The following is a 24,051-nucleotide window of genomic DNA, read 5'->3' on the forward strand; positions in this document are numbered from 1 at the left end:
ATATTATAGTCAGGATCGCATTATATCTCCGTGCTAGAAAAACAAGTTTAATTCTGTTTTTTCACGGAAGGTCACTATGTCTTCAACAAATGCGCATCAAATAAAAAATAATATTCAAAATTCTTTATGTGGTCTGGGTGACAAAATACGCCGCCTGACCGCCGGAGTTTGTTTATTTACACAAATTTTTTCCCCCGTCATGGCGACGGCACAAAATGTGGTACACGCTAAACCTCAGACGACAGTTTCATCTGCCCCCCCTCTAATAGAAAATAATACTGTGCCTTACACGCTTGGAGCGCTGGAATCAGCGCAAAGCGTTGCTGATCGATTCGGTATTTCACTGGAGGAGCTTCGTCGTCTTAATCAGTTCCGTACTTTTGCTCGCGGCTTTGATAACGTGCGCCAGGGTGAGGAACTGGATGTTCCGACAACAACCTCGCAGAAAAGTCATGAGCAACAAAATGCCGTACCGCCTGCGAATGGCGAAAACACGCTGGAGAATCAAATAGCCAGCACTTCGCAGCGAGTTGGCACTCTGCTTTCACAAGATATGAATAGTGAGCAGGCCAGCGGCATGGCGCGTGGTTGGGCGTCTTCAGAAGCCTCAGGCGCGATGACTGATTGGTTAAATAACTTTGGCACTGCGAAAATCTCTCTGGGTGTGGATGAAGATTTCAGCCTGAAAAATTCGCAATTCGACTTCCTGCATCCGTGGTATGACACACCCGATTATCTGCTCTTCAGCCAGCATACCCTTCACCGAACAGACGACCGTACCCAGATCAACACCGGTTTGGGCTGGCGTCATTTCACCCCCAGCTGGATGTCAGGCATCAACCTGTTTTTTGACCACGACCTGAGCCGCTATCACTCCCGCGCGGGGCTTGGCGCAGAATACTGGCGTGATTATCTGAAGTTGAGCAGCAACGCTTATATCGGCCTGACCGGCTGGCGTAGCGCACCGGAATTGGATAATGACTACGAAGCCCGCCCGGCCAACGGCTGGGATTTACGCGCGGAAGGCTGGTTACCAGCCTGGCCACAACTGGGTGGAAAACTGGTCTATGAACAATACTATGGTGATGAAGTGGCGCTGTTTGACAAGAATGATCGCCAAAGTAATCCCCATGCTATTACCGCGGGCCTCAACTATACCCCCTTCCCGCTTCTGACTCTCAGTGCAGAACAGCGTCAGGGGAAGCAAGGTGAAAATGACACACGTTTTGCCGTTGATCTGACCTGGCAACCCAGCAGCTCAATGCAGAAACAGCTTAACCCGGACGAAGTGGCCGGACGGCGCAGTCTGGCCGGTAGTCGTTATGACCTGATTGATCGCAACAACAATATCGTTCTGGAATATCGCAAGAAAGAGCTGATTCGCCTGAGTCTGCTGGATCCGGTGAAAGGAAAGTCTGGAGAAATAAAACCGCTGGTTTCCTCGATACAGACCAAATATGCCCTGAAAGGCTATAACATCGAAGCCGCTGCGCTGGAAGCTGCCGGAGGTAAAGTCAGCACGTCTGGAAAAGATATCACGGTCACGCTGCCAGGTTACCGCTTCACTAACACTCCAGAAACCGATAATACATGGTCGATAGACGTTACCGCCGAGGATGTAAAAGGTAACCTGTCACGTCATGAACAAAGCATGGTCGTCATTCAGGCTCCGACATTAAGCCAGAAAGATTCTCTGTTATCCGTTAATCCGCTAACCGTAGCTGCAGATAAAAAATCGACGACCACATTGACCGTTACTGCGCACGATTCCGACGGAACTCCGGTGCCGGGGCTGGCGCTGCAAACTCGCAGTGAAGGCGTTCAGGATATCACCCTGTCTGACTGGACAGATAACGGTGATGGTAGTTACACACAGATGCTGACCGCCGGAACGACATCAGGTTCAGTAACACTGACGCCGCAAATTAACGGTGAGAGTGCGGTAAAAGAATCCATCGTCGTTAATATCGTCCCTGTTGTCTCATCCCGCGACCATTCTTCAATAACAATAGATAACGTATCGTATTATGCCGGAGACGACATCAAGGTTAGGGTGGAACTGAAAGACGACAGCAATCAACCGGTTGCTTATCAAAAAGAAGAATTGGTAAAAGCCGTTACTGTCGAAAACAGCAAACCTGGAGCCACGATTGTCTGGAACGAAGAGCAGCCGGGCGTTTATGCCGCGAATTATCCGGCCCATAAGCAAGGAACAGCACTAAGGGCACAACTTAGCCTTCACAACTGGAATGCTCCACTGCAATCGCATATTTATAACATTGAGGCTAACCAGAATAAGGCTCGCGTCGCCACATTATCAGCGACGAATAATGACGTTTACGCCGATAAAAAGACATTTAATACCCTCACTATCAACGTCACTGATGAGAGTGATAATCCCCTGACAAATCATCAGGTCACCTTTAAGAATGAAAAAGGAAGCGCGGAATTTGTCGAACCGCCGCAGCAAAAAACGGATGCATACGGTGTTGCCACAATCAACATGGTAAGTCAGGTTGCTGAAGAAAATACGATTAGTGCCACGCTGCCAAATGGTTTCTCACAACGGATAATTGCGAAATTCGTTAGCGATTCGAGTACGCCAAAATTCAAACAACTGGTTGCCGATCCAGATACCATTATTGCTGGAAACAGCCAGGGCAGTACTCTGACCGCCACCGTCACAGACTTTCATAACAATCCATTAAAAGATATGAAAGTGAATTTTGTGGCACCAGGTGGCTCGCAACTGGACAACACGACCGCCACCACAGACCAGTCCGGTATTGTGCGAGTGCACCTGACCAGTTCAAAAGCTGGTAGCTATTCCGTCGATGCCTCGCTTGAGGCGGATAAAAATATTCACCAGTCGGTCACGATCACCGTGGTCCCAAACAGGGAACAATCGGTAATGACCTTAAATGCCGGGTCAGGCAGTGCGATCGCTAACAATACAAATACCGTTATCCTGACAGCCAGTGTGAAAGATGTGTATGGACACCCGTTGCCGGATGAGGATGTGAAATTTACCTTGCCAGCCTCCATGACCGGAAACTTCACGCTAAGTAGTGAAACCGCCCGCACCGATGCAAACGGCGATGCCGTGGTCACATTGCGAGGCACAGAAGCGGGTGAGTTTACAGTTACGGCGACGCTGACCAGAAATAATACCGTTGCTCATCAGCAAGTCACTTTTATTGGGGATACAAACAGCGCGCAGCTCCAGCCGCTGATTGCCTTATTAAATACCATTGTTGCGGGTAACAATACGGGGAGTACCCTGACGGCAACGATCCTGGACGCTTACCAAAATCCGCTTAAAGACCAGCTGGTCACTTTCCAGAGTAACGATGTCACTCTAAGCGGAACAGAAGTCACCACCAATACGCTGGGTCAGGCGACGGTAACAATGACCAGCAATATTGCCGGACAACATAACGTCGTGGTGAGCCGGAAAACGCAACCCTCCGATAATAAAACGTTTAGTTTATCAGTGCTCCCGGATGAAAGTTCGGCGAAGGTTATAAGTATAACCGGAGCCGAAAAAACGATAACGGTTGGTGAAAACATCACGCTACGGATACTCGTCCAGGACGCGTTTAACAATGTAATAGCGGGTCAACGCGTCAGATTAAGTGCGCAGCCAACAGCTCACATTACGATAGGCGATACGGCTTACACCGATAATAACGGTTATGCGTACGTTAACCTTATTAGCACCCAGTCTGGGGTTTATCAGGTGACGGCAACGCTGGACAATAACAGTAGTAGTAAGGTTGACGTGAATGTGGCAAATGGCAAGCTCGAGTTAACATCATCGAAGCCAGAAACCACGGTCCATAACAGTGAAGGTATTACGCTTACCGCAACGGCGAGAAATGCTCGGGATGAATTAATGCCTGGGCAAATTATCACCTTTAGCGTAACGCCTGAAGGTGCAACGCTAAGCAATACAGGGGAAGTCCTTACTGACCAGTATGGTCAGGCCAAAGTGACGCTGACCAGTGACAAAGTGAATGTCTATACCGTTACGGCCACAATGGGCAAAGATGTTCCCGTTCAGAGACAGGTAACGGTTGCGGTTAAGGCAGATGCTAAAACGGCACATGTTGTGAGCGTCGTGGCCTCTCCTGACACCATAACCGCCGACGGCGTTGATAACAGCACCATCACTTCACGAGTAGAAGATGATTACGGATTCCCGGTTGAAGGTGTCGATGTTAGTTATGCCTTAGACACCAAAGGCAGCCCGGTAGTTAATATTCCAACTACGCGTACCGATCAGTCCGGGCAAGTCACGGCGACAATAACCAGTACATTGGCAGAAACTTTAACAGTCAATGTGCAAGTTCCTGGTACAGCCAACCAATCCGCAACCATTACATTGGTTGCCGGCACGGCCGATGAAAGTAAGTCAATTTTGAAATCCGACGTTGACACTTTGAAGGCTGACTACCAGCAGAGCGCAAAACTTACGCTAACATTGCAAGACAAGTACGGTAACCCGATAGTGACGTCTGATCATCTGGAATTTGTCCAGTCAGGCCCCTTCGTGAACTTTCTCAAGTTGAGCGATATTGATTACAGCCAAAGAAATTATGGCGAGTACACTGTGACTGTCACTGGCGGAAAAGAGGGAACAGCGACCCTCATTCCCATGCTGAACGGGGTTCATCAGGCAAAATTAAGCGTATCGCTGGATCTCATCCACTCGATAAAAGAAATGTCCGGTCATGTCACTGCAAACAACCATACCTTCTCCACGGCTAAATTCCCGAGCGAAGGTTTTGCAGGAGCGTATTACACACTCAACAATGATAACTTTGAAGCGGGTAAAACCGTTGATGATTATATGTTTTCAAGTTCACAGAGTTGGGTGTCTGTCGATGCGTCAGGTAAAGTTTCTTTCTCAAATATCGGCGATCAAACGTCAGTCACAATAAGTGCTGTTCCCCGACAAGGAGGTACAACCTACCAGACCTTAATTAAGCTGAAAGGCTGGTGGGTGAATAATGGAAATCATACCAATATCTGGCTAGCTGCCAATGCGCTCTGTCATGCGAAAAATGATGGATATACTCTTCCTGGCATCACACATTTGACGTCTGGCGAAAACAAACGCACGCAGGGATCACTGTATGGTGAATGGGGGAACGTTGGAGCGTTTTCCAGTAATTCGCAATTTACACAAGGAGCTTACTGGACAAGTGAATCTGATGATTACAATCGGCACTACTATGTGCAGATGCTAACGGGTATGACCGGAAGCGACGCTGATTCCAGCCCCCAACTGACCGCCTGCCGCAAATCACTTTAATTTCAGCAGGTTATTAAGGATACCCTTGTGCGAGGGTATCCTTTCCGACTGATAACAAACGCTACATTGCCTGATCCGCTGCGCTTATCAGGCCTATATAACCCCTGCAATATCTTGAATTTATTGTTTTTGTTTCCCTGCCGGCATGAACGGCCACTCAAGAAACTCAACAGCAACCGTTGTTGTCAGCCAGACCCCGTTTTCCGCTTGCCAGAAAGGGATGCCTCGTTTCGCCATTTCCTGTGCTTTGACGGTTAAGATAACCGGCGATCCGTGTCTTGCTCCCACTTTGCGTGCCGTTGCTTCATCAGCAGAGAGATGCACGTAATGACGCTCCCCTGCAATCAGCCCCTGTTTTTTTATCTCGTCAAGGAAACGGCTTGCCGTACCGTGGTAAAGAAACTGTGGCGGTGTTTTTTCGGCAAAGGAAATGGCGACCTGCGAAGTCGAATGCCCCTGAACCGCGCGAATGCACCTACCATCACTGGAGTAACTAAAACGCTTTTTATCGCTGGTGGCGACAACGGTATCCAGCAATGCACGGGTTAACCGCTTGCCCGCTTTTTGGGCACAAAGTATGAGCTTATCGATATCCGCCCATCCTTCACGGTCCAGTACGATACCAATCGCCTCCGGTTTGTGTCGGAGGACATAACTTAAAAACTTGCTCGTATCCGCCAGCTCTTTTTCGTTGTACTTTGCCATCTCATTTTCGTCCCTGGATTTTCTGTTTTAATTTACTGATGTCATTGTCACTGGGTTTATGAATTTACTGCAACTCCATCCTGCGCAGAACCTTTTCCACACAGCGTAATTTTTCCGCTATGCAAAAAACGCATAGCCAGAAACATACTTGCATTTTCCCCATACCCACATGGCTGATAAGGTTTTTCGGCTCCAGGAATTTTCCTGGCTCAAGCAACACACAAACACAAAAAAACAATGGGGATTGTTATGACACAACAAGGGGATGCTGTAGCCGGGGAGCTGGCGACAGAAAAAGTGGGCATTAAAGGGTATCTTGCTTTTTTTCTCACCATAATCTTTTTTTCCGGTGTTTTTTCCGGGACAGACAGTTGGTGGCGCGTTTTTGATTTTTCCGTGCTGAACGGGTCGTTTGGGCAACTGCCTGGTGCGAACGGAGCCACCACCTCGTTTCGCGGCGCGGGTGGCGCGGGGGCTAAAGATGGCTTTCTCTTTGCGCTGGAGCTGGCACCGTCAGTCATTCTCTCTCTGGGGATTATTTCAATTACTGATGGTCTTGGCGGATTACGCGCCGCGCAGCAGTTAATGACGCCAGTGCTAAAACCGTTGTTGGGCATTCCAGGGATCTGCTCGCTGGCGCTGATCGCTAACCTGCAAAACACCGATGCCGCCGCCGGTATGACCAAAGAGCTGGCGCAGGAAGGTGAAATTACCGAACGCGATAAAGTGATTTTCGCCGCATATCAAACCAGCGGTAGCGCCATTATCACCAACTACTTCTCTTCCGGCGTCGCGGTGTTTGCCTTTCTGGGCACATCCGTAATCGTACCTTTAGCCGTCATCCTGGTGTTTAAATTTGTCGGAGCCAACATTTTGCGCGTCTGGCTTAACTTCGAAGAACGTCGCAACCCAACGCAAGGAGCGCAAGCATGACAACTCAGGTCCGCAAAAACGTCATGGATATGTTTATCGATGACGCGCGCCGTGGCTTTACTATCGCCACCACCAACCTGCTGCCAAACGTGGTGATGGCGTTTGTCATCATTCAGGCGCTGAAAATTACCGGCCTGCTCGACTGGGTGGGGCATATCTGTGAACCGGTAATGGCGCTGTGGGGATTGCCAGGTGAAGCGGCAACCGTCCTTTTAGCCGCATTAATGAGTATGGGCGGCGCAGTCGGTGTTGCCGCCAGTCTGGCAACCGCTGGCGCATTAACCGGTCACGATGTCACCGTTTTACTGCCCGCGATGTATTTAATGGGCAACCCGGTGCAAAATGTCGGTCGCTGCCTGGGGACAGCCGAAGTGAATGCCAAATATTACCCGCATATCATTACGGTCTGCGTGATTAACGCATTGCTGTCGATCTGGGTTATGCAGCTTATTGTTTAACAAGGAGTTACCATGATTGATTATACCGCAGCCGGTTTTACCCTGCTGCAGGGAGCGCATTTGTATGCGCCGGAAGATCGGGGAGTTTGCGATGTCCTCGTCGCTAACGGCAAAATTATCGCCGTTGCCAGTAATATCCCTTCTGACATTGTACCGGACTGCACGGTTGTCGATCTCAGCGGGCAGATCCTCTGCCCAGGTTTTATTGATCAACACGTTCATTTGATTGGCGGTGGCGGTGAAGCAGGTCCCACGACGCGCACACCGGAAGTGGCGTTAAGTCGTCTGACGGAAGCGGGCGTCACGTCAGTGGTTGGTCTGCTCGGCACTGACTCTATCTCTCGTCACCCGGAATCCCTGCTCGCCAAGACCCGTGCGCTCAATGAAGAAGGCATCAGCGCCTGGATGCTGACCGGCGCTTATCATGTCCCTTCCCGCACCATTACAGGTTCCGTGGAAAAAGACGTGGCGATTATCGATCGCGTGATTGGTGTGAAATGCGCCATCTCTGATCACCGTTCTGCCGCACCTGACGTTTATCACCTGGCTAATATGGCGGCGGAATCCCGCGTTGGCGGTTTGCTCGGCGGCAAACCTGGCGTCACTGTGTTCCACATGGGCGACAGCAAAAAGGCGTTACAGCCTGTCTATGACCTGCTGGAAAACTGCGATGTGCCGATCAGCAAGCTGCTGCCGACCCACGTTAACCGCAACGTTCCGTTGTTTGAGCAGGCGCTGGAGTTTGCGCACAAAGGCGGCACTATCGACATCACCAGCAGCATTGACGAACCGGTCGCCCCTGCCGAAGGTATTGCCCGTGCCGTTCAGGCCGGTATTCCGCTGGCACGCGTCACCCTCAGCTCCGACGGCAACGGTAGCCAGCCGTTCTTCGATGACGAAGGGAATTTAACCCATATCGGTGTTGCAGGTTTTGAAACGTTGCTGGAAACCGTGCAGGTGCTGGTCAAAGACTATGATTTCAGTATCAGCGATGCCCTGCGCCCGCTCACCAGTAGCGTAGCCGGTTTCCTTAACCTGAGCGGGAAAGGCGAAATTCTGCCAGGCAATGACGCAGACTTACTGGTCATGACGCCAGAATTGCGCATTGAGCAGGTATACGCTCGCGGCAAACTGATGGTCAAAGACGGCAAAGCCTGCGTGAAAGGAACGTTTGAAACGGCTTAAACGGTTGTCAGCCGCCCGAATGGACGTAGAATGCCCGCAAGGGCGGCTGACAGAGTAAAACGTAATGGATGACTGTGGTGCGGTTTTGCATAATATTGAAACAAAATGGCTTTATGATTTTCTGACCCTGGAAAAATGCCGCAATTTTTCCCAGGCGGCAGTTAGTCGCAACGTCTCGCAACCGGCATTCAGCCGCCGCATCCGTGCACTGGAACAGGCGATTGGCGTTGAATTGTTTAACCGCCAGGTGACGCCGCTGCAACTCTCGGAACAAGGGAAAATCTTCCATTCGCAGATCCGCCATCTGTTGCAACAGTTAGAAAGCAACCTGGCAGAGCTGCGTGGCGGCAGCGATTACGCGCAACGTAAAATCAAGATAGCCGCTGCACACTCTCTTTCCCTCGGTCTGTTACCGTCCATTATCAGCCAGATGCCGCCGCTCTTTACCTGGGCAATTGAAGCTATTGATGTCGATGAAGCGGTCGATAAACTGCGTGAAGGGCAAAGTGACTGTATTTTTTCCTTTCACGACGAAGATTTGCTGGAAGCACCGTTTGACCACATTCGCTTATTTGAATCTCAATTGTTCCCCGTCTGCGCCAGTGACGAACACGGAGAAGCACTGTTTAACCTCGCGCAGCCACACTTTCCGTTACTGAATTACAGCCGCAACTCCTACATGGGGCGATTGATTAATCGCACCCTGACGCGCCACAGTGAGTTGAGTTTCAGCACCTTTTTTGTCTCTTCGATGAGCGAGCTTTTAAAGCAGGTTGCCCTCGACGGCTGTGGGATTGCCTGGCTGCCGGAGTACGCCATCCAACAAGAAATTCGCAGCGGGCAGCTCGTTGTACTGAATCGGGAAGAACTGGTGATCCCGATTCAGGCCTACGCATACCGGATGAATACCCGCATGAATCCAGTTGCCGAACGCTTCTGGCGTGAACTGCGCGAGCTGGAGATTGTGCTTAGCTGACATTCTCCAGCGTCGCACTACGCCAACCGCCATTATCCCAGACCAGATCAAACGTTAGCGGTTCATCGTCGTGGTACAGCATTATCTCAAGGCTGATCGCCAGCGTGTGGCTGTACGCTTCTTTCAAATTGACCTGCAACGCCGCAATCCGTGGCTCATGAAATAACAGTGCAGAACGCAGCTGACGGCAATACCAGCTCTGAAGATGTTTGTCGCTCTGGTTATGCACTTGCCACTCGGGCATGCCTGAAACAAGTAATGACGGTAATGCCGAATGAGGAGAATTAAAAAGAGTGAGGAGATCGCTGCATACCGATTTACGCAGCAATGACGTTTTATTGCCTGAAATTTCAGGTAAAACAGCCTGAAGTGATTGGCGCATCATTTTGCGCACTCCTGACGTTTAGCAACATATGCGGCTTGCCCTGAACACCGGGCACCACTGTATTGATGCTCATTTTCCATAGCCATTCCCTTTTGTTCATTACATCCATGTCAGTCTGAGACAGGCCTGAATCCTGTCAGCAAAGTATAAAACCTTACTTGCCTATGAATATCTACTGACTTTTCAGGAAAAAAGTCATGATTTGATAAAAATCATCAAACTCAAAAAAAAACCGCTAGTATATTCTGAATATTCCGAATAGTTACGTAGATGAAAATACTTGTCACCGCCGCTACTTAATTCCGGTGGGAAATTATTTATTTCCGCATAATCAGCCATGCATTATTTGAAACAATTAGTTTGTAAATAATATAAATTGATAACATATCAAATACATCAAAAATACCATTCACAGGCATTATTAATATAGACATCAATATAGCAACATCAAATTCCAATTAGTAATAAGATATGCTTTTAAATTGCATGCAAATAATTTTAAATGAGAGTTTTTTGATACTTTATAGTGTTTCCCACCATTTAATATCACTGTGTAGAGTTGATATCACTACAACAGAAACATGCATGTCATTTGTTTACTTCTCTTTTTACTACAGAAAAATTTATCTTTTTTTCTATACATCAGTGAAATACTCATAAAGGTAACTATTATGTCTATGCCAATAAGCAATGCCCTTCAGAGTCAAATTATTACAGATGATCACTTTCTTCATCATCCAAAAGTCGACAATGAGTTAACACGTAAATATGAACGTGCACGCCTGGATACGGAAAATATCTATCTTCTGCCTCTTACTCGTGGCAATAACCATAATTACGATGGAAAAAGCGTTGTCGAAATTAGAAAACTTGATATTAGTAAAGAGTCCTGGCCATTTAATTATGTGACAGAAACATGCAGAGAATCCGATGGTATTACAACAACAGGACGTATGCTCTATCGAAACTTGCGAATCACCTCAGCTTTAGACGAAATATATGGTGGTATATGTAAAAAGGCGCATGCTGCCACAGAGTTAGCAGAAGGATTACGGCTAAATTTATTTATGAAGAGTCCTTCCTATCCTGTTGAGGACTATACAGTTCATGAAATAACATTAGGCACTGGTTGCAATGTTCCAGGTTATGCCGGAACCACAATAGGATATATTTCAACCCTTCCAGCTTCTCAGGCCAAAAGATGGACCAATGAGCAGCCAAGGATTGATATCTATATTGATCAGATAATGACGGTAACAGGGGTAGCAAATTCTTCCGGATTCGCCCTTGCCGCATTACTTAATGCTAATATTGAAATGGGAAATGACCCAATAATTGGTATAGAAGCCTATCCTGGTACCGCGGAGATCCATGCAAAAATGGGATATAAAGTTATCCCCGGTGATGAAGATGCGCCACTCAAACGCATGACTCTGCAACCGTCATCTCTTCCAGAACTGTTTGAATTAAAAAATGGTGAATGGAATTATATTGGTAAATAACCACTGAGAAGAATGAGTGCTAACATTCAGGTTATACAGATAGTTAAACAATACCCTGTAATTTAGAAAGTAATACTCATTGCGACTTCTTAATTTAAGAAAGCGCAAGGAACGTTTACCCTTGCGCTTATCATAATAAGTCAGGCGTCGACTTTATCCAGCGGCCATGAATCAAACAAATAGCCGTCAAAATAAATATCGTCAACGTTCGAGAATTCCAGCAGACGTTGTTTAACGTTTTCCAGATGCTGCCACATTGCCAGCTTCGCCGCTCGAGCATCTTTTTTGATTAACGCGGCAAGGATCTGTTTGTGATCGCCCAACCACTCTTTGCGATACAGGCTGTCATCCAGATGGCTGTGCAACTGGATCCACATCGGATTGTTTTCCCGCCACTGCCAGGACTGACGGAATAACTCCACCAGCATGCTGTTATGCGTTGCTTCGGCAATGGCGAGATGGAACTGCATGTCACCACTTTCGCTGCTGCCTGGCGCGCTGGAAGCAAGCTCACGCTCTTCCAGTTGCAATGCCTGACGCATTTTGACGATATCTTCGCGGGTAGCCTGCAGGGCGGCAAATTCCGCGATGTTACTTTCCAGTAACTGACGCGCCTGTAACAGCTCAAAAGGACCAGCATCATTGCAGACGTTGGCATCCGGACTGTCTGTGTTGTGGCTGCCTGAGCTATCAAGAACATAGATACCGGCACCCCGACGCACTTCCACCAGCCCTTTGATCTCCAGCATGATCAGCGCTTCACGTACCACCGTCCGCGTGACATCAAGCATTTCTGCAATTTCACGCTCCGGCGGCAGCCGTTCGCCAGGATTGTACGGCGTCTTTATGATCAGATCGCGGATCATCGCCCCGACTTCCTGGTAAGGTCTTTGCGCAGAGGTGGCAGATTTCATGGTGTTGTGTCCGTTAGATGCGGTTAATCAAATTTTTGCCGGATGCGGCGTGAATGCCTTATACGGCCTACAACGGGCAATTTTACGGCACCCGTTAATCTCAAACTATACCATTAGCACTGGAAGTTGGCACGTACAGGTGGGCAAAAAAACGAAAACTGGTCAACCAAATATGCGTTTGATTGACCAGTAAGTCTGTAGGGTAATCAGTTAGTTACAGCGCAGCCACACACTCGCGAGCACCGCGTTCGCACAGCTGCTGATATGCCGTCGTCACCGCGCCAACAAAGTCGGCATTCTGCGGCAGATCATCAGCAAAGATACCGCTCAGGCCCAGCAGCGCTTTCACGCGGTCTGCGCCCTGATACTGCGCGTTGATCTTCTGGAACTCCGCCAGCATCGGGTCAACCACGTCAATGGCATTACCCTGCTCATCCACGCCCTGGGTGTAACGCATCCAGCCAGCCACGCCCAGCGCCAGATGACGCCAGCTACCGCCGTTTTGCAGGTGCAGACGCACCGGATCCAGCAGACGCTGCGGTAACTTCTGGCTGCCGTCCATCGCAATCTGCCAGGTACGGTGACGCAGAGACGGGTTGCTGAAACGCTCGATCAGCAGCGTCGCATAGGCGTTCAGGTCTGTACCTTCCGGCATCGACAGCGTTGGCGCTTGTTCCTGCATCATCAGGGCAAAGGCCGCTTTGCGATAATCCGGATTAGTCATGGTGTCGGCAATAGTTTCATAGCCGCCGAGGTAACCGAGGTACGCCAGGAAAGAGTGGCTGCCGTTCAGCATACGCAGCTTCATCATTTCGAACGGCACAACATCCGCAACAAACTGCGCGCCGACTTTATCCCAGTCCGGACGACCATTAACGAAGTTATCTTCAATTACCCACTGACGGAACGGTTCGCAGGCAATGGCGCACGGGTCGTAAACACCCAGCTGGTCAGCAATTTCCTGTAAGGTTTCTGGCGTCGCCGCCGGAACGATGCGGTCAATCATGGTGCACGGGAAGGTGACGTTCTCTTCAATCCATGCCGCCAGCTGTGGATCACGCGCCTGAGCCAGCCCCAGAACCGCGACCTTCGCCACATGACCGTTTTCACGCACGTTGTCGCAGGACATCACCGTAAACGCTTTCAGCCCTTTTTCACGACGCAGACGCAAGGCTTCGACGATGTAACCAATCGCGGACTTCGGCGCAGTCGGGTTTTCCAGATCGTGCTTAATCAGCGGATTATTGAGATCCAGCTGACCGCTTGCCGCATCGGCGCAATAACCTTTCTCTGTGACCGTCAGGGAGACAATCGCCGTCTGCGGACGCGCCATCGCGTTGAGAATACCTTCACAACCGTCGATTTCCGGATGCAGGGCTTCTTTCATCGAACCGATAATTTTCAGCTCGGTGCTTTCTGCGCCTTTTTCCGCCACGGTGTACAGCAGTTGCTGTTTTTTCAGGTTTTCGATCAGCACGCGGTCGTTACCTGGCATCAGGTTAACTTCGCAGATACCCCAGTCGCTGTCGGTGCTTTCCAGCAGATGATGGGTGTACAGCGCCTGGTGCGCGCGGTGAAACGCACCGCAACCGAGATGCACAATGCGTGATTCCAGACGAGAATGATCCCATGACGGGCGGGCAACCGGCAGATTGCTGTCAACAATAGTAGTCATCGTAAACTCCAGAATCCGTCTTCAGAGAGTGACGGCAAGGAAGAAGGAACCGGCACGGCGCGCAGCCATGCCGGTGGATATTAACGGCTAAAGAAAGCGCGCTGGATCGCCAGTTCGACACCGCGAACTTCGGCCAGGCCTTTCAGACGACCAATTGCGGAGTAACCTGGGTTGGTTTTCTTCTTCAGGTCGTCCAGCATCTGATGACCGTGGTCCGGACGCATCGGGATCAGGTCTTCTTTGCCTTCCGCTTTACGACGGTGTTCTTCTTCAACTATCGCTTTCACCACTTCGTACATATCAACGTCACCGTTCAGGTGCGCCGCTTCGTGGAAGGTTTTCGGGTTATCTTCACGCATGGTGGAGCGCAGATGGGTGAAGTAAATACGCGGACCAAACTGCTTGATCATATCAACCAGATCGTTGTCAGCGCGCACGCCGTAGGAACCGGTGCACATGGTGAAACCGTTCGCCATGCTGTTTACGGTATCAACCATCCACTGCATATCTTCAATGGTGGAAACGATACGCGGCAGGCCGAGGATCGGGCGCGGCGGATCGTCCGGGTGAACCGCCATACGCACGCCAACTTCTTCGGCAACCGGAATAATGGCTTTCAGGAAGACAGCAAAGTTTTCGCGCAGTTTGGCTTTGTCGATATCTTTGTACAGCTCCAGGTGCTTACGGAACTGGTCGAGGGTGTAGCCTTCTTCCGCGCCCGGCAGACCGGCAATGATGTTACGGGTCAGACGCGCTTTGTCTTCGTCGCTCATAGTGGCGAAGCGTTCAGCGGCCTGAGCAATTTCTTCTTCGGTGTAATCCGCTTCCGCACCTGGACGCTTCAGGATATGCATTTCAAATGCAGCGAATTCGATCTGGTCGAAGCGCAGAGCTTTGGAGCCGTCCGGCAGCACGTATTCGAGGTCAGTACGGGTCCAGTCGAGCACCGGCATGAAGTTGTAGCACACGGTGCGAATGCCGCACTGCGCCAGGTTGCGCAGGGTCTGCTGATAGTTAGCGATCCACTGCTCGTAGTTGCCAGTGTGGGTTTTGATATCTTCGTGAATTGGCACGCTTTCTACGACAGACCACACCAGGCCTGCGTCTTCAACGATCGCCTTGCGTTTGAGGATCTCTTCTACGGACCATACTTCGCCGTTCGGGATATGGTGCAGCGCGGTAACCACGCCAGTTGCGCCCGCCTGACGGACATCAGCTAAAGAAACCGGATCGTTTGGGCCGTACCAGCGCCAGGTCTGTTCCATGATTTTTCCTCTTTCACATAGTGGGTTCCACAGCAAAGAGACGCGGAACCCCGGAGTTGTTTAGGTATCCGGATGAACAACCAGACCGCAGCCGTGGCGTTGCATCGGATGAGATGGCGTATAAGTTCTACCTTTTGGTAAGACATGTCAACCCGAAATCTGAAATTGGTTAACCACATCACAAGAATTTCACTCTCACGGTTGTTGCTGCAAATTGCAGCAAAGGGTAATCGATGGTTATTGATCAGAGGATGTGACATTCATCGCAACAATGGTTGACCAATTTACATAACATGTCGCCCAAAATAACAACGGTTCAACCAGGTAAGGTAAAACGTTATGCATGTGCTTAACATTCTCTGGGTGGTATTCGGCATTGGCCTGATGCTGGTACTGAATTTGAAGTTCAAAATCAATTCAATGGTGGCTTTGCTAGTGGCGGCGCTGTCCGTCGGGATGCTGGCGGGCATGGATTTGATGTCGCTGCTGCACACCATGAAAGCGGGCTTCGGCAACACGCTGGGGGAACTGGCTATCATCGTGGTGTTCGGTGCGGTCATCGGTAAATTGATGGTCGACTCCGGCGCGGCTCACCAGATAGCGCATACGCTGCTGGCGCGTCTCGGTCTGCGCTATGTACAGCTGTCGGTGATTATCATCGGCCTGATTTTCGGTCTGGCGATGTTCTATGAAGTGGCCTTTATCATGTTAGCGCCGCTGGTTATAGTGATTGCCGCCGAAGCTAAAATTCCGTTCCTGAAACTGGCGATCCCGGCAGTAGCAGCAGCCACTACCGCACATTCACTGTTCCCACCGCAGCCGGGTCCGGTGGCGCTGGTGAATGCTTATGGCGCGGATATGGGGATGGTTTATATCTATGGCGTACTGGTGACGATCCCAAGTGTCATCTGCGCAGGTCTGATCCTGCCGAAGTTCCTCGGCAATCTTGAGCGCCCAACGCCGTCTTTCCTGAAAGCGGATCAACCGGTTGATATGAATAATCTGCCCTCTTTCGGCGTTTCGATTCTGGTGCCGCTGATCCCGGCGATCATTATGATCTCCACCACCATCGCCAATATCTGGCTGGTAAAAGATACCCCTGCGTGGGAAGTGGTTAACTTTATCGGTTCCTCGCCGATTGCAATGTTTATTGCGATGGTGGTTGCATTCGTACTCTTTGGTACCGCGCGTGGTCATGACATGCAGTGGGTGATGAACGCTTTTGAAAGCGCGGTGAAGAGCATTGCAATGGTGATTCTGATCATCGGTGCGGGTGGCGTGCTGAAGCAGACCATCATCGACACCGGCATTGGTGACACCATCGGCATGTTGATGTCCCACGGCAATATCTCGCCCTACATCATGGCATGGCTGATCACCGTACTGATTCGTCTGGCGACGGGTCAGGGTGTCGTTTCGGCGATGACCGCTGCCGGGATTATCAGTGCAGCAATCCTTGATCCAGCAACTGGTCAGCTGGTTGGCGTGAATCCGGCGCTGCTGGTACTGGCAACGGCTGCGGGTTCCAACACCCTCACCCACATTAACGATGCCTCATTCTGGTTGTTCAAAGGTTACTTTGACCTGTCAGTAAAAGACACGTTGAAAACCTGGGGTCTGCTGGAGCTGGTCAACTCCGTGGTTGGGCTGATTATTGTTTTGATTATCAGCATGGTAGCGTAAAAGAGCACCAGAGCCTGCCATTGGCAGGCTCTGTTCGGATTGTCGGCAAAGTGCGCTTTGTTTATGCCAGATGCGACGCTGACGCGTCTTATCTGGCCTACAAAGGGCTAACGTGCGGGTTTGTAGGTAACGTAGCGCATCAGGCAATATTGCGTACCAGCATTAGCAATGCCCTGTAATTTTTTTATTGATAAACAAAAGTCACGCCAATAATCGATTGCACATTCCCTGCAGTCACCTGCCCTCCGGTACGAGCGTAATTTGCCGTTAATCCCAGACTTACCGCCGAAGTCCCTACTGCTCCTAACGATACCGTGTTATTCGCTGGAATAATCGTACCGTTGCGCGTCAACTGTACGCCGACGCCCTGCGCTGGTGAAAACGACGCGGTATTGGTGAAAATCGAGTTGCCCGCATCTGCGGTTGTGCCGGAGAGGTAATACCCCAGGTTTTGGCTTTTCGCACAATAAACGGTAAGAGGAATCGGCACTGAACCAGGGTAGTCCGGCAGAGTAACGGTGACATCACGAGCAGAAACATCGCAGCCGCCAGTAGGCACCACCACATCATTATTGGCGTAAATATTCCACACAAACTGGAAATCATCGCTGTTATAGTTGTTGGTCTGTCGCAAAATAAGCACGGCAATTAATGAGCCAGCTTTAATCGCCACCCCGCCCGCACTGCTCACAGGCGTCAAATAAAGCGCCACCGGCCACGGCTTATCCGTTCTCGAATTATAAACAACGCGCGGCGTTTCACTGGTGGTCGGAAATGGATAGCTACTGCCACTATATTTTACGGTCCCGGAAAAATTAGATAACACGCCGCCATAAGCCGAACCTCGTTGCAGTGTGACATAGTCTGTAATGGTTTCCGGGTAATCGTTATGGCAAAAGATTTGCGTCGAAAGATCTACGACCAGGTTTTGCCCCACATTCACGGCGGGCGCAAGGTTTACATAAACATTGGCGCTGCCACCGCCAATAGGGATAGCGGTGCCATTGGCGGTTTTACAGGCGAATGACCAGGCATTTACCGACCAGCCCATCAGCAGTACAGCAAACAGGGTAATAACTCGTTTCATTACAATCATCTCTTCGGCTTCAGCTGTAGGTATAGGTGATGCTAATCACTGCCTGAATGGTTCCCTGAGTGGCTCCGCCATTTACCGTCAATGCTCTGACCTGTAACGGGAAGTGCGCTGATTGTGAGGAATCATCCACCTGAACTGTTTTGGTTGCGCCAGTATTCAATGTGTTGCCACTGTCATCCTGTAGCTCTAACTGGATGTTTTGCGCGGTCCCCTGGTTTTTATAATATCCGGTACTGTCGGCTGCCCCGCTGAAGCTGGCGGTGACCCTCGACGTTCCCACCGGACAATTAGTCAACTCAAGCGCAACATCATGCCAGGCCGATGCCGCCCCGGCAGACATCAGACTGAAAGAATAAAGATCGCCGAGATCTACGGTTGCATTGGTGGTGGAAACCGTGCACGGTTTGGCGACGACCTTACCGTTCACCGTGATGGTGACATCGGCTGCCTGTATCGTCGCACTTGCGAGCGCCAATATTGCCGCCAATAAATACCCACGTTTGCGCCATTTCATGAGCATCTCCAGTTACTGATATTCAAGAGTGAAGGTAGCCGTGGCATTGATATGCCCCGCAGTGACAGGCACCTGTGTCGCCATTAGCCGGGCGTAAAAATTCAGCGTATTTGGTTTACCCGGCGTCAGGGTCGTCCACGAAATCGCGGACGATGGGGCATTAAGGGGTATCTGATTTTGTTGCTCATTCAGAAGCTGTATTCCCAGTCCCGCAGCCGCTGACACCGTATTTTCAAGTGCAAGCAGGTTGGCATTGTGGCTATCTGCAACGCCGGTAAACCCAACTTTTACGGCAGAAACGGCATTACCACAGGGTGACAGCAAAATACGAAATGGAACGACAGGAGTCGTCGCGCCAATGTTGTTAAATTGCTTCGCCGCGTTTTCCATCAGATCAACAGTAAAATTGGTTGATTCAGCGGCCACACTACAGCCGTTATCTCTGACATAGCCGCGGATAGTAATCGTGCTATCCGCAGCCAAAGCGTGACTTACCGCCAGCCACAAAAAAGCGCACAGAAGATAAAAAGGTTTGTTTCTCATCACGCCCCCTTAACGACATTCAGCTGATAGCTGGGTTAATAACTGCTGCTGACTCTCTGGTGGCAGTTGATAATTGGCGACACAGTGAGCATTTTCCTCTTCTCCCCATTTCACCTGAACTTTTCCCGCTAAAGGCATTCCGCTGAGGTAAACCTGACCATTATCCGCAACAATGCCGCTACTCTGGCTACTCTCTGATGTCACCATCGCCCCAAACGGCAGCGGCTTATTATTGTGGGTTAGCGTCATGAGCAGTTTTATCCCAACGCGCGCTTTAAACTCTGCTCGCACGATCGCCCCACGAGTGGGAACAACGTTAGCGACCGCGTTATCTAAATCGACGTTATCAGCCAGGGTATTGGTATCCAGCGCCACTCTGTTTTCCCGATATTCAGTGGCATAAGGCAGCACGGCATAACCGCGCCAGTCGGTACGCACTCCTGTCTGGTTTTCGACTTTTGTATCTTTTGCGCCAGGCGCTTTAACAAGTACCACCGTATCGTTTAACGGCTGCCCCAGCGTTACGCCATTGGCATGAGCCAATACCCCACCGCTGACTCCGTAATAGAGCTGCTTAATATCATCGCTATGGCTGTAACCGATGTTGGCATTGCCGTAACCACCGCGATAATTCAGCGTGGCGTAGCCTGTGCTTCCGCTATTACCATCGCCTCCCCCGGCATAGCCGGTTTGCACGCTATAGCTGAGGTTGTTGTCTTCCAGCAACGTACCGTATACACCAGCCAGATTGGTCATCCGACCGTTGAGATCGTGTGACATGCTGTAGCTGGCACTGGCATGTCGCCACTGAGATTTACTATCAGAACGCAGCCAGTGGCTGAAAGGAATATTGACGTTAAGCGCTAACATCTGATCCCGTCCTTTTTGCCAGGCGTTTTTCGTCAGGCTATAGCTGAGCGTCCAGTTGATATCTTCGAACGCAGTATTTAAACCAGCCTGGAATTGCTCATCGACATTACTCGTACCCCAATAAGTTTGATGGCTACCACTCAAATACAGTGTTGATGTGCGCCCGAGTTGCTGAGTAACGGTGAGCTGTAATTTCCCGCGTTTGTTATAAGCGAGATTGTAATAGTCGGTAAATTTTGGCTTAACCTGAATAACACCATCCTGTGTTTCGATGTTGTAGCCATTCATTCGACTGTATGTTGTATCAGCGAAATTAAAATATCCGCTGGTCGAATAACGGTAACCCACTAACTGAATATTCGTGCCTGACTCATTGAGCGATTTGTTATAGAGAAAACGCACCGATTGTCCGTCATGCTGACTGTCATCGGGAAGTGTGGAATTAGCCTGCGTCATATCCACAGACAGAGCGCCCAGTGCTCCCATGTTTTTCCCGATACCGAAATTAAAAGCACGATAACGATCCGCCAGTTGCGTTCCACCATATATTGTCCAGCCAGCCGGAAGGCCGTGGAGTAATGTACTCTGGAAAAAGCGGGGTTTTTCCTGCTGCGCATTTCCACTACGGTATTCTCCTGCCGTAATGGAATAACGAGTATGTCCTTCCCGTTGCAAAAGCGGGACTGACGAATAGGGTACGGTAAAGATCTGCGTGCTGCCGTCAGCCTCTTTAATCGTTACCTGCAAGTCACCACTATTACCTGCGGCATAGATATCGTTGATGGTAAAAGGCCCCGGCGGCACCGTACTATTATAAATGTCATACCCATTTTGTTTAATAGTGACCTGTGCAGTACCACGAGCAATACCGTGGATCACCGGGGCAAATCCTCTTTGGCTATCGGGTAACATATTGTCATCTGAGGCCAATTGTGCGCCGCGAAAGTTAATACCATCGAAAATATCGCCCTGAGTATAACCATCACCCAGCGTCAGCCGGGAACGTAACGGTATTATGTCTCGCTCAAGCCAGGTATTGATATGCTGCCATTTATTTTTGCTACCTGATGAACTGTCGCTACTGTTATAACTCCAGGTGGTATTGTCGCGTAAACGCCACGCACCAATATTTAACCCACTCTGTAGGTTTAAATATGCATAATGGCTGTTACCCCCAATCCGATTCTGTACACTATTTCCGCTGAAATTATAATTGAGCAATCCGGCATTAATACCGGGATCCCATAACTCAGGAGGAATATAACCACGCGCGCGATTACTCATAAATGCCTGAGGGATCGTCAGGTTGAGTCGCTGCTGACCAACATCCAGTTGCGCAGTAGCGTCATGGATCATTGAGGTTAATGGCACGCAGGCATCATCCGCCAGCAGATTCATACCGGAGACAGAAGCCGTATTCAGCCCCATACTGGCAAGTTGCGCGCGTGTCAGGCAGGGAACAATCCCTTGTTCGCTGTCGCCCGTATTAAATGTGACATCACGCGTTGCCATATAACCATTATTCAAATAGATATCAACACGATACGTCCCTGGCGGTAATTCTTGCCCATTCTCAAAACGCGATAAATCAGCCACAGCCTGGGGATCATCCGCTAAAAAACGCGGGTTAAAATAGAGTTCGGCAGATGACAAAGGTGACTGTGCGGCAAAAGCACAGGCAACAAAGAGCCGGACAAAAAAACCAGCCAAACGATGCTTACGAATATGCAAGCATTGTGTGTTTCGCTGGTAAAGTCTTAAATTCAGATATGACATTATTCCTCCGGTTTAAAATCACCCGGCAGTCAATTCTTTTTATTCAGGCGAAAAATTCCCCCTGCGTTATTCCATTACGCCCGTCATTTTGGGGGTAAGTGCGCCATAATCATTTATTGTTCGGTAAGTAATATTGCTTCCTGCATCAGAAGGCAATTTAACCGTGCTTTCGCCCATTGGAGGCACCAATGCATTTTCAAGAACCCGGGTTCCGGCATTCAACTCTGTTACCGTCAGGTAATAGGGTGTCGGGTTAATCAGCGTCAGAGAATTCGCGCTACGACGAAATCTTAATTTTTCTGCGGCCTGATCGGGTGGCAACGCTAATTTAGCCGGGCGATAGTACAGTTTAATGCGGCTGATAATTGCGAGCTGTAGCGTATTCTCAGTCAATTTTGATTTATCCATTGACGGAATCGCTTTAACGTTCATCCAGAATAAACTTTCCCGATCCTGTGGCAATTGGTTATTGGTTGCATCAAGAATACGTAAGGTATTCTCTTTTTTTCCCTTCATCGCAAACAGAGGTGGCGTCACAATAAAACGACCATCCTTTACACCATCGGCATTTTCCACCCATGATTGAATTAAATAGGTGCTATTTTCATCATTATTTGTCACGGCAAGTTGCACTTGTTTTTGCCCTGCCGGATAAATTACGCGAGTCGCACCTAAGGCCACTCCCGCTTCAGCGCGTCCGGCAACCATCATTGCCATGAACATCAGGATACCTGCCAGCAAGCAGAATGTTATTTCCTGCGATTTCCTTACATTGACGTTTTTATTACTCACTGTCCTGTTCCTGTTATCACATTATCTGCTGAACAATTACTGATAGGTTAAAGAGAACCAGGCCTGGGCATTGGCGATGCCGCCAGTAACCCGACGCCCGGTAGCACGATATTTGGCGATGAAATGTAGCGAAGTAGAGCCTGAGTAAAGCCGTTTCCAGTTTGCTGGAGGACGATTAATCGGTACGAGGTTGCCTTCATCATCAAACAACGCTACGCCAATATTGGTGGCTATCCCTGGCCCCTCTCCCACGGAAAGCACATCCGGATTTTTACCATCCGCGACACCGTGAAACGCCACACCTACACGTTCACTCACCACCGTGCTACATTCCCGTAAATGAATAACAAAAGGCACCGGTGCGCTATCTTCCCCTACCGCATGAAACCGGTTACTGCTGATTTGCCCCATATTGACCGTCATTTGTTTATCACCGGCTTCAATCCGGCAAGTTTCCGCAATAATGACGCCCTGAAATTGCATATTTCCGCCGGGCAACGTGGTATTCCATTTATTTCCGGCCAGAGCAAACATTGGCAGTAACGACGCTAATAGAAATAATCTCTTCCTTTTCATCGTTATTTTTATCGCACAAGGGTGGGCATCCCTGCCCGTAATGACGTCCCTGAACCTGGGTAGGTTATTGATACTGAACCTTGAAGGTCGCATCCGCATTAGCAGCACCCGGGGTTGCCTCGCCGATTGCATAATAACGCGCCTGGAACGGAATGGTGTTGGTACCGTTATTCAGGGTTGTTTGTGCACTAAATGTCGCACCGTCCAGCGTCAGAGCATTGCCTGTTCTGTCCAGGATCTGCACGCCAACGTTTGTTGCACTACCTGCAGCAGAACTCTGCAGAGCCAGTACATCAGTACGCGTAGCATCAATTGCTGTACCTAAAAAGGCAACAGCGGCTTTAGATGCAACATTGGTATCGCAATCATTCAGCTGAATGTTAAAACCGACAGCAGAACTGGTTGCTCCTTCCTGTGCCAGCGATGCGGTACGAACCTGTCCTAACTGAACGGTTTGATCAACAGAGCCTGCATCAACTGCGCAAGCGGCGTTAACAACTTCCCCTTTAAAGTGAACGGTCCCACCATTAACCGTCGTGGCAGCGGCCAGAGCCGCTGTAGAACTGAGGGACAGAGCCGACAGAACAACGATTGCCAGAGTTTTAATTTTCATGCTGCTTTCCTTTAAAAAAACTATTTCTAAATCGACATGGGCAGTCGTTCTGTACACTTTGTTTTGTCAACGAGTTTGACTGCCAACACTGCACAGTTTTCCCCCAAAAGATGAAACATTTGGGGCCATTTTGACTCATAGAGGAAAGCATCGCGCACAAACTTTTTCAGTTTATTTGTTGGCTTGATATTCTGCAGTTATCTTTATTTATAGATTTTTATATTGCATGAGGTGGTTTTTGGAGAGAAGAATGAGGAAGATGCGTCGAGCCAC

The 24,051-nt window shown here is 49.6% G+C and carries 22 protein-coding genes; 8 read left to right on the top strand and 14 right to left on the bottom strand.

Features of this window, described 5'->3' with window-relative positions; all coding sequences use genetic code 11:
* Positions 1–76: 76 nt before the first annotated feature.
* Complete coding sequence (gene iatD / locus ACJHYR_RS20095; RefSeq protein WP_000099602.1) at positions 77–5,317, top strand: inverse autotransporter IatD; 5,241 nt, start codon at positions 77–79, stop codon at positions 5,315–5,317.
* Between the two features lie 120 nt (positions 5,318–5,437).
* Here the strand turns inward: iatD and kptA are convergent, their stop codons facing one another.
* On the bottom strand, positions 5,438–6,022 hold the full coding sequence (kptA, locus tag ACJHYR_RS20100) for an RNA 2'-phosphotransferase (RefSeq protein ID WP_001151871.1): 585 nt from the start codon (positions 6,020–6,022) through the stop codon (positions 5,438–5,440).
* Positions 6,023–6,271: 249 nt separating this feature from the next.
* On the opposite strand from kptA, the gene ACJHYR_RS20105 reads away from it, so the two are divergent.
* The 4 genes from ACJHYR_RS20105 (at position 6,272) to hypT (ending at position 9,574) form a co-directional block, all read left to right on the top strand.
* Positions 6,272–6,955: a nucleoside recognition domain-containing protein gene (locus ACJHYR_RS20105; RefSeq protein ID WP_001295597.1), complete on the top strand. Its 684-nt coding sequence runs from the start codon at positions 6,272–6,274 to the stop codon at positions 6,953–6,955.
* A complete protein-coding gene (locus ACJHYR_RS20110; protein WP_000211958.1) occupies positions 6,952–7,413 on the top strand; it encodes a YjiG family protein in 462 nt (153 codons plus the stop codon). The genes ACJHYR_RS20105 and ACJHYR_RS20110 overlap by 4 nt, the downstream gene beginning before the upstream one ends.
* Before the next feature lie 12 nt (positions 7,414–7,425).
* Positions 7,426–8,598 (top strand): beta-aspartyl-peptidase, encoded by a 1,173-nt coding sequence (gene iadA, locus ACJHYR_RS20115; protein ID WP_000568440.1) that lies wholly within the window; start codon positions 7,426–7,428, stop codon positions 8,596–8,598.
* Between the two features lie 64 nt (positions 8,599–8,662).
* A complete protein-coding gene (gene hypT, locus ACJHYR_RS20120; protein ID WP_000340760.1) occupies positions 8,663–9,574 on the top strand; it encodes a hypochlorite stress DNA-binding transcriptional regulator HypT in 912 nt (303 codons plus the stop codon).
* Here hypT and iraD read toward each other — a convergent pair.
* From iraD to ytiD, 3 genes are all read right to left on the bottom strand, one after another.
* On the bottom strand, positions 9,567–9,959 hold the full coding sequence (gene iraD / locus ACJHYR_RS20125; RefSeq protein WP_000986212.1) for an anti-adapter protein IraD: 393 nt from the start codon (positions 9,957–9,959) through the stop codon (positions 9,567–9,569). The two genes, hypT and iraD, sit on opposite strands and share 8 nt — an antisense overlap.
* Positions 9,956–10,039: an iraD leader peptide IdlP gene (gene idlP, locus ACJHYR_RS20130; RefSeq protein WP_120795393.1), complete on the bottom strand. Its 84-nt coding sequence runs from the start codon at positions 10,037–10,039 to the stop codon at positions 9,956–9,958. Before idlP ends, iraD begins: the two co-directional genes overlap by 4 nt.
* Positions 10,040–10,154: 115 nt before the next feature.
* Positions 10,155–10,298 carry a protein YtiD gene (ytiD, locus tag ACJHYR_RS20135; protein WP_001329085.1) on the bottom strand — a complete coding sequence of 48 codons (144 nt, stop codon included), beginning with the start codon at positions 10,296–10,298 and terminating at the stop codon, positions 10,155–10,157.
* Positions 10,299–10,630: 332 nt separating this feature from the next.
* Here ytiD and ACJHYR_RS20140 point away from each other — a divergent pair, with 332 nt between their 5' ends.
* A complete protein-coding gene (locus ACJHYR_RS20140) occupies positions 10,631–11,461 on the top strand; it encodes a DUF2686 family protein (protein ID WP_059328246.1) in 831 nt (276 codons plus the stop codon).
* Positions 11,462–11,601: 140 nt separating this feature from the next.
* Here ACJHYR_RS20140 and uxuR read toward each other — a convergent pair whose 3' ends face one another.
* The 3 genes from uxuR to uxuA form a co-directional block, all read right to left on the bottom strand.
* A complete protein-coding gene (gene uxuR, locus ACJHYR_RS20145; protein WP_000833686.1) occupies positions 11,602–12,375 on the bottom strand; it encodes a Uxu operon transcriptional regulator in 774 nt (257 codons plus the stop codon).
* 214 nt (positions 12,376–12,589) lie between these two features.
* On the bottom strand, positions 12,590–14,050 hold the full coding sequence (locus ACJHYR_RS20150; protein ID WP_059328232.1) for a fructuronate reductase: 1,461 nt from the start codon (positions 14,048–14,050) through the stop codon (positions 12,590–12,592).
* Between the two features lie 80 nt (positions 14,051–14,130).
* On the bottom strand, positions 14,131–15,315 hold the full coding sequence (gene uxuA / locus ACJHYR_RS20155; protein ID WP_000438582.1) for a mannonate dehydratase: 1,185 nt from the start codon (positions 15,313–15,315) through the stop codon (positions 14,131–14,133).
* A 339-nt stretch (positions 15,316–15,654) separates the two neighbouring features.
* Between uxuA and gntP the strand changes: the two genes are divergently transcribed.
* Together gntP and ACJHYR_RS20165 are read left to right on the top strand one after the other, a co-directional pair.
* Positions 15,655–16,998, top strand: a complete 1,344-nt coding sequence (gene gntP / locus ACJHYR_RS20160) for a gluconate permease GntP (RefSeq protein WP_000558251.1) — start codon at positions 15,655–15,657, stop codon at positions 16,996–16,998.
* Positions 16,999–17,018: 20 nt separating this feature from the next.
* A complete protein-coding gene (locus tag ACJHYR_RS20165; protein WP_172832630.1) occupies positions 17,019–17,177 on the top strand; it encodes a hypothetical protein in 159 nt (52 codons plus the stop codon).
* Positions 17,178–17,182: 5 nt separating this feature from the next.
* On the opposite strand, the gene fimH is transcribed toward ACJHYR_RS20165, so the two are convergent.
* The 7 genes from fimH to fimA form a co-directional block, all read right to left on the bottom strand.
* Positions 17,183–18,085 (bottom strand): type 1 fimbria D-mannose specific adhesin FimH, encoded by a 903-nt coding sequence (gene fimH, locus ACJHYR_RS20170; RefSeq protein WP_000832227.1) that lies wholly within the window; start codon positions 18,083–18,085, stop codon positions 17,183–17,185.
* 19 nt (positions 18,086–18,104) lie between these two features.
* Complete coding sequence (locus ACJHYR_RS20175) at positions 18,105–18,548, bottom strand: fimbrial protein (RefSeq protein WP_077897989.1); 444 nt, start codon at positions 18,546–18,548, stop codon at positions 18,105–18,107.
* Between the two features lie 72 nt (positions 18,549–18,620).
* Positions 18,621–19,151: a type 1 fimbria minor subunit FimF gene (fimF, locus tag ACJHYR_RS20180; protein WP_001244823.1), complete on the bottom strand. Its 531-nt coding sequence runs from the start codon at positions 19,149–19,151 to the stop codon at positions 18,621–18,623.
* Between the two features lie 9 nt (positions 19,152–19,160).
* Positions 19,161–21,797: a fimbrial usher FimD gene (gene fimD / locus ACJHYR_RS20185; protein WP_000120960.1), complete on the bottom strand. Its 2,637-nt coding sequence runs from the start codon at positions 21,795–21,797 to the stop codon at positions 19,161–19,163.
* 66 nt (positions 21,798–21,863) lie between these two features.
* Entirely contained in the window at positions 21,864–22,589 is a 726-nt protein-coding gene (gene fimC / locus ACJHYR_RS20190) for a type 1 fimbria chaperone FimC (RefSeq protein WP_000066560.1), read from the bottom strand.
* Positions 22,590–22,625: 36 nt separating this feature from the next.
* A complete protein-coding gene (locus ACJHYR_RS20195; RefSeq protein WP_000824114.1) occupies positions 22,626–23,165 on the bottom strand; it encodes a fimbrial protein in 540 nt (179 codons plus the stop codon).
* 64 nt (positions 23,166–23,229) lie between these two features.
* Complete coding sequence (gene fimA, locus ACJHYR_RS20200; protein ID WP_000695566.1) at positions 23,230–23,778, bottom strand: type 1 fimbrial major subunit FimA; 549 nt, start codon at positions 23,776–23,778, stop codon at positions 23,230–23,232.
* Between the last annotated feature and the right edge of the window lie 273 nt (positions 23,779–24,051).

It is taken from the genome of Escherichia sp. WS1450 (assembly GCF_046487395.1).
Lineage (GTDB): Bacteria > Pseudomonadota > Gammaproteobacteria > Enterobacterales > Enterobacteriaceae > Escherichia > Escherichia coli.

Coding starts and splice junctions, on each gene's coding strand:
- iatD (WP_000099602.1), top strand. CDS start 77: ATGTCTTCAACAAATGCGCATCAAATAAAAAATAATATTCAAAATTCT.
- kptA (WP_001151871.1), bottom strand. CDS start 6,022: ATGGCAAAGTACAACGAAAAAGAGCTGGCGGATACGAGCAAGTTTTTA.
- ACJHYR_RS20105 (WP_001295597.1), top strand. CDS start 6,272: ATGACACAACAAGGGGATGCTGTAGCCGGGGAGCTGGCGACAGAAAAA.
- ACJHYR_RS20110 (WP_000211958.1), top strand. CDS start 6,952: ATGACAACTCAGGTCCGCAAAAACGTCATGGATATGTTTATCGATGAC.
- iadA (WP_000568440.1), top strand. CDS start 7,426: ATGATTGATTATACCGCAGCCGGTTTTACCCTGCTGCAGGGAGCGCAT.
- hypT (WP_000340760.1), top strand. CDS start 8,663: ATGGATGACTGTGGTGCGGTTTTGCATAATATTGAAACAAAATGGCTT.
- iraD (WP_000986212.1), bottom strand. CDS start 9,959: ATGATGCGCCAATCACTTCAGGCTGTTTTACCTGAAATTTCAGGCAAT.
- idlP (WP_120795393.1), bottom strand. CDS start 10,039: ATGGAAAATGAGCATCAATACAGTGGTGCCCGGTGTTCAGGGCAAGCC.
- ytiD (WP_001329085.1), bottom strand. CDS start 10,298: ATGGCTGATTATGCGGAAATAAATAATTTCCCACCGGAATTAAGTAGC.
- ACJHYR_RS20140 (WP_059328246.1), top strand. CDS start 10,631: ATGTCTATGCCAATAAGCAATGCCCTTCAGAGTCAAATTATTACAGAT.
- uxuR (WP_000833686.1), bottom strand. CDS start 12,375: ATGAAATCTGCCACCTCTGCGCAAAGACCTTACCAGGAAGTCGGGGCG.
- ACJHYR_RS20150 (WP_059328232.1), bottom strand. CDS start 14,050: ATGACTACTATTGTTGACAGCAATCTGCCGGTTGCCCGCCCGTCATGG.
- uxuA (WP_000438582.1), bottom strand. CDS start 15,315: ATGGAACAGACCTGGCGCTGGTACGGCCCAAACGATCCGGTTTCTTTA.
- gntP (WP_000558251.1), top strand. CDS start 15,655: ATGCATGTGCTTAACATTCTCTGGGTGGTATTCGGCATTGGCCTGATG.
- fimH (WP_000832227.1), bottom strand. CDS start 18,085: ATGAAACGAGTTATTACCCTGTTTGCTGTACTGCTGATGGGCTGGTCG.
- fimF (WP_001244823.1), bottom strand. CDS start 19,151: ATGAGAAACAAACCTTTTTATCTTCTGTGCGCTTTTTTGTGGCTGGCG.
- fimD (WP_000120960.1), bottom strand. CDS start 21,797: ATGTCATATCTGAATTTAAGACTTTACCAGCGAAACACACAATGCTTG.
- ACJHYR_RS20195 (WP_000824114.1), bottom strand. CDS start 23,165: ATGAAAAGGAAGAGATTATTTCTATTAGCGTCGTTACTGCCAATGTTT.
- fimA (WP_000695566.1), bottom strand. CDS start 23,778: ATGAAAATTAAAACTCTGGCAATCGTTGTTCTGTCGGCTCTGTCCCTC.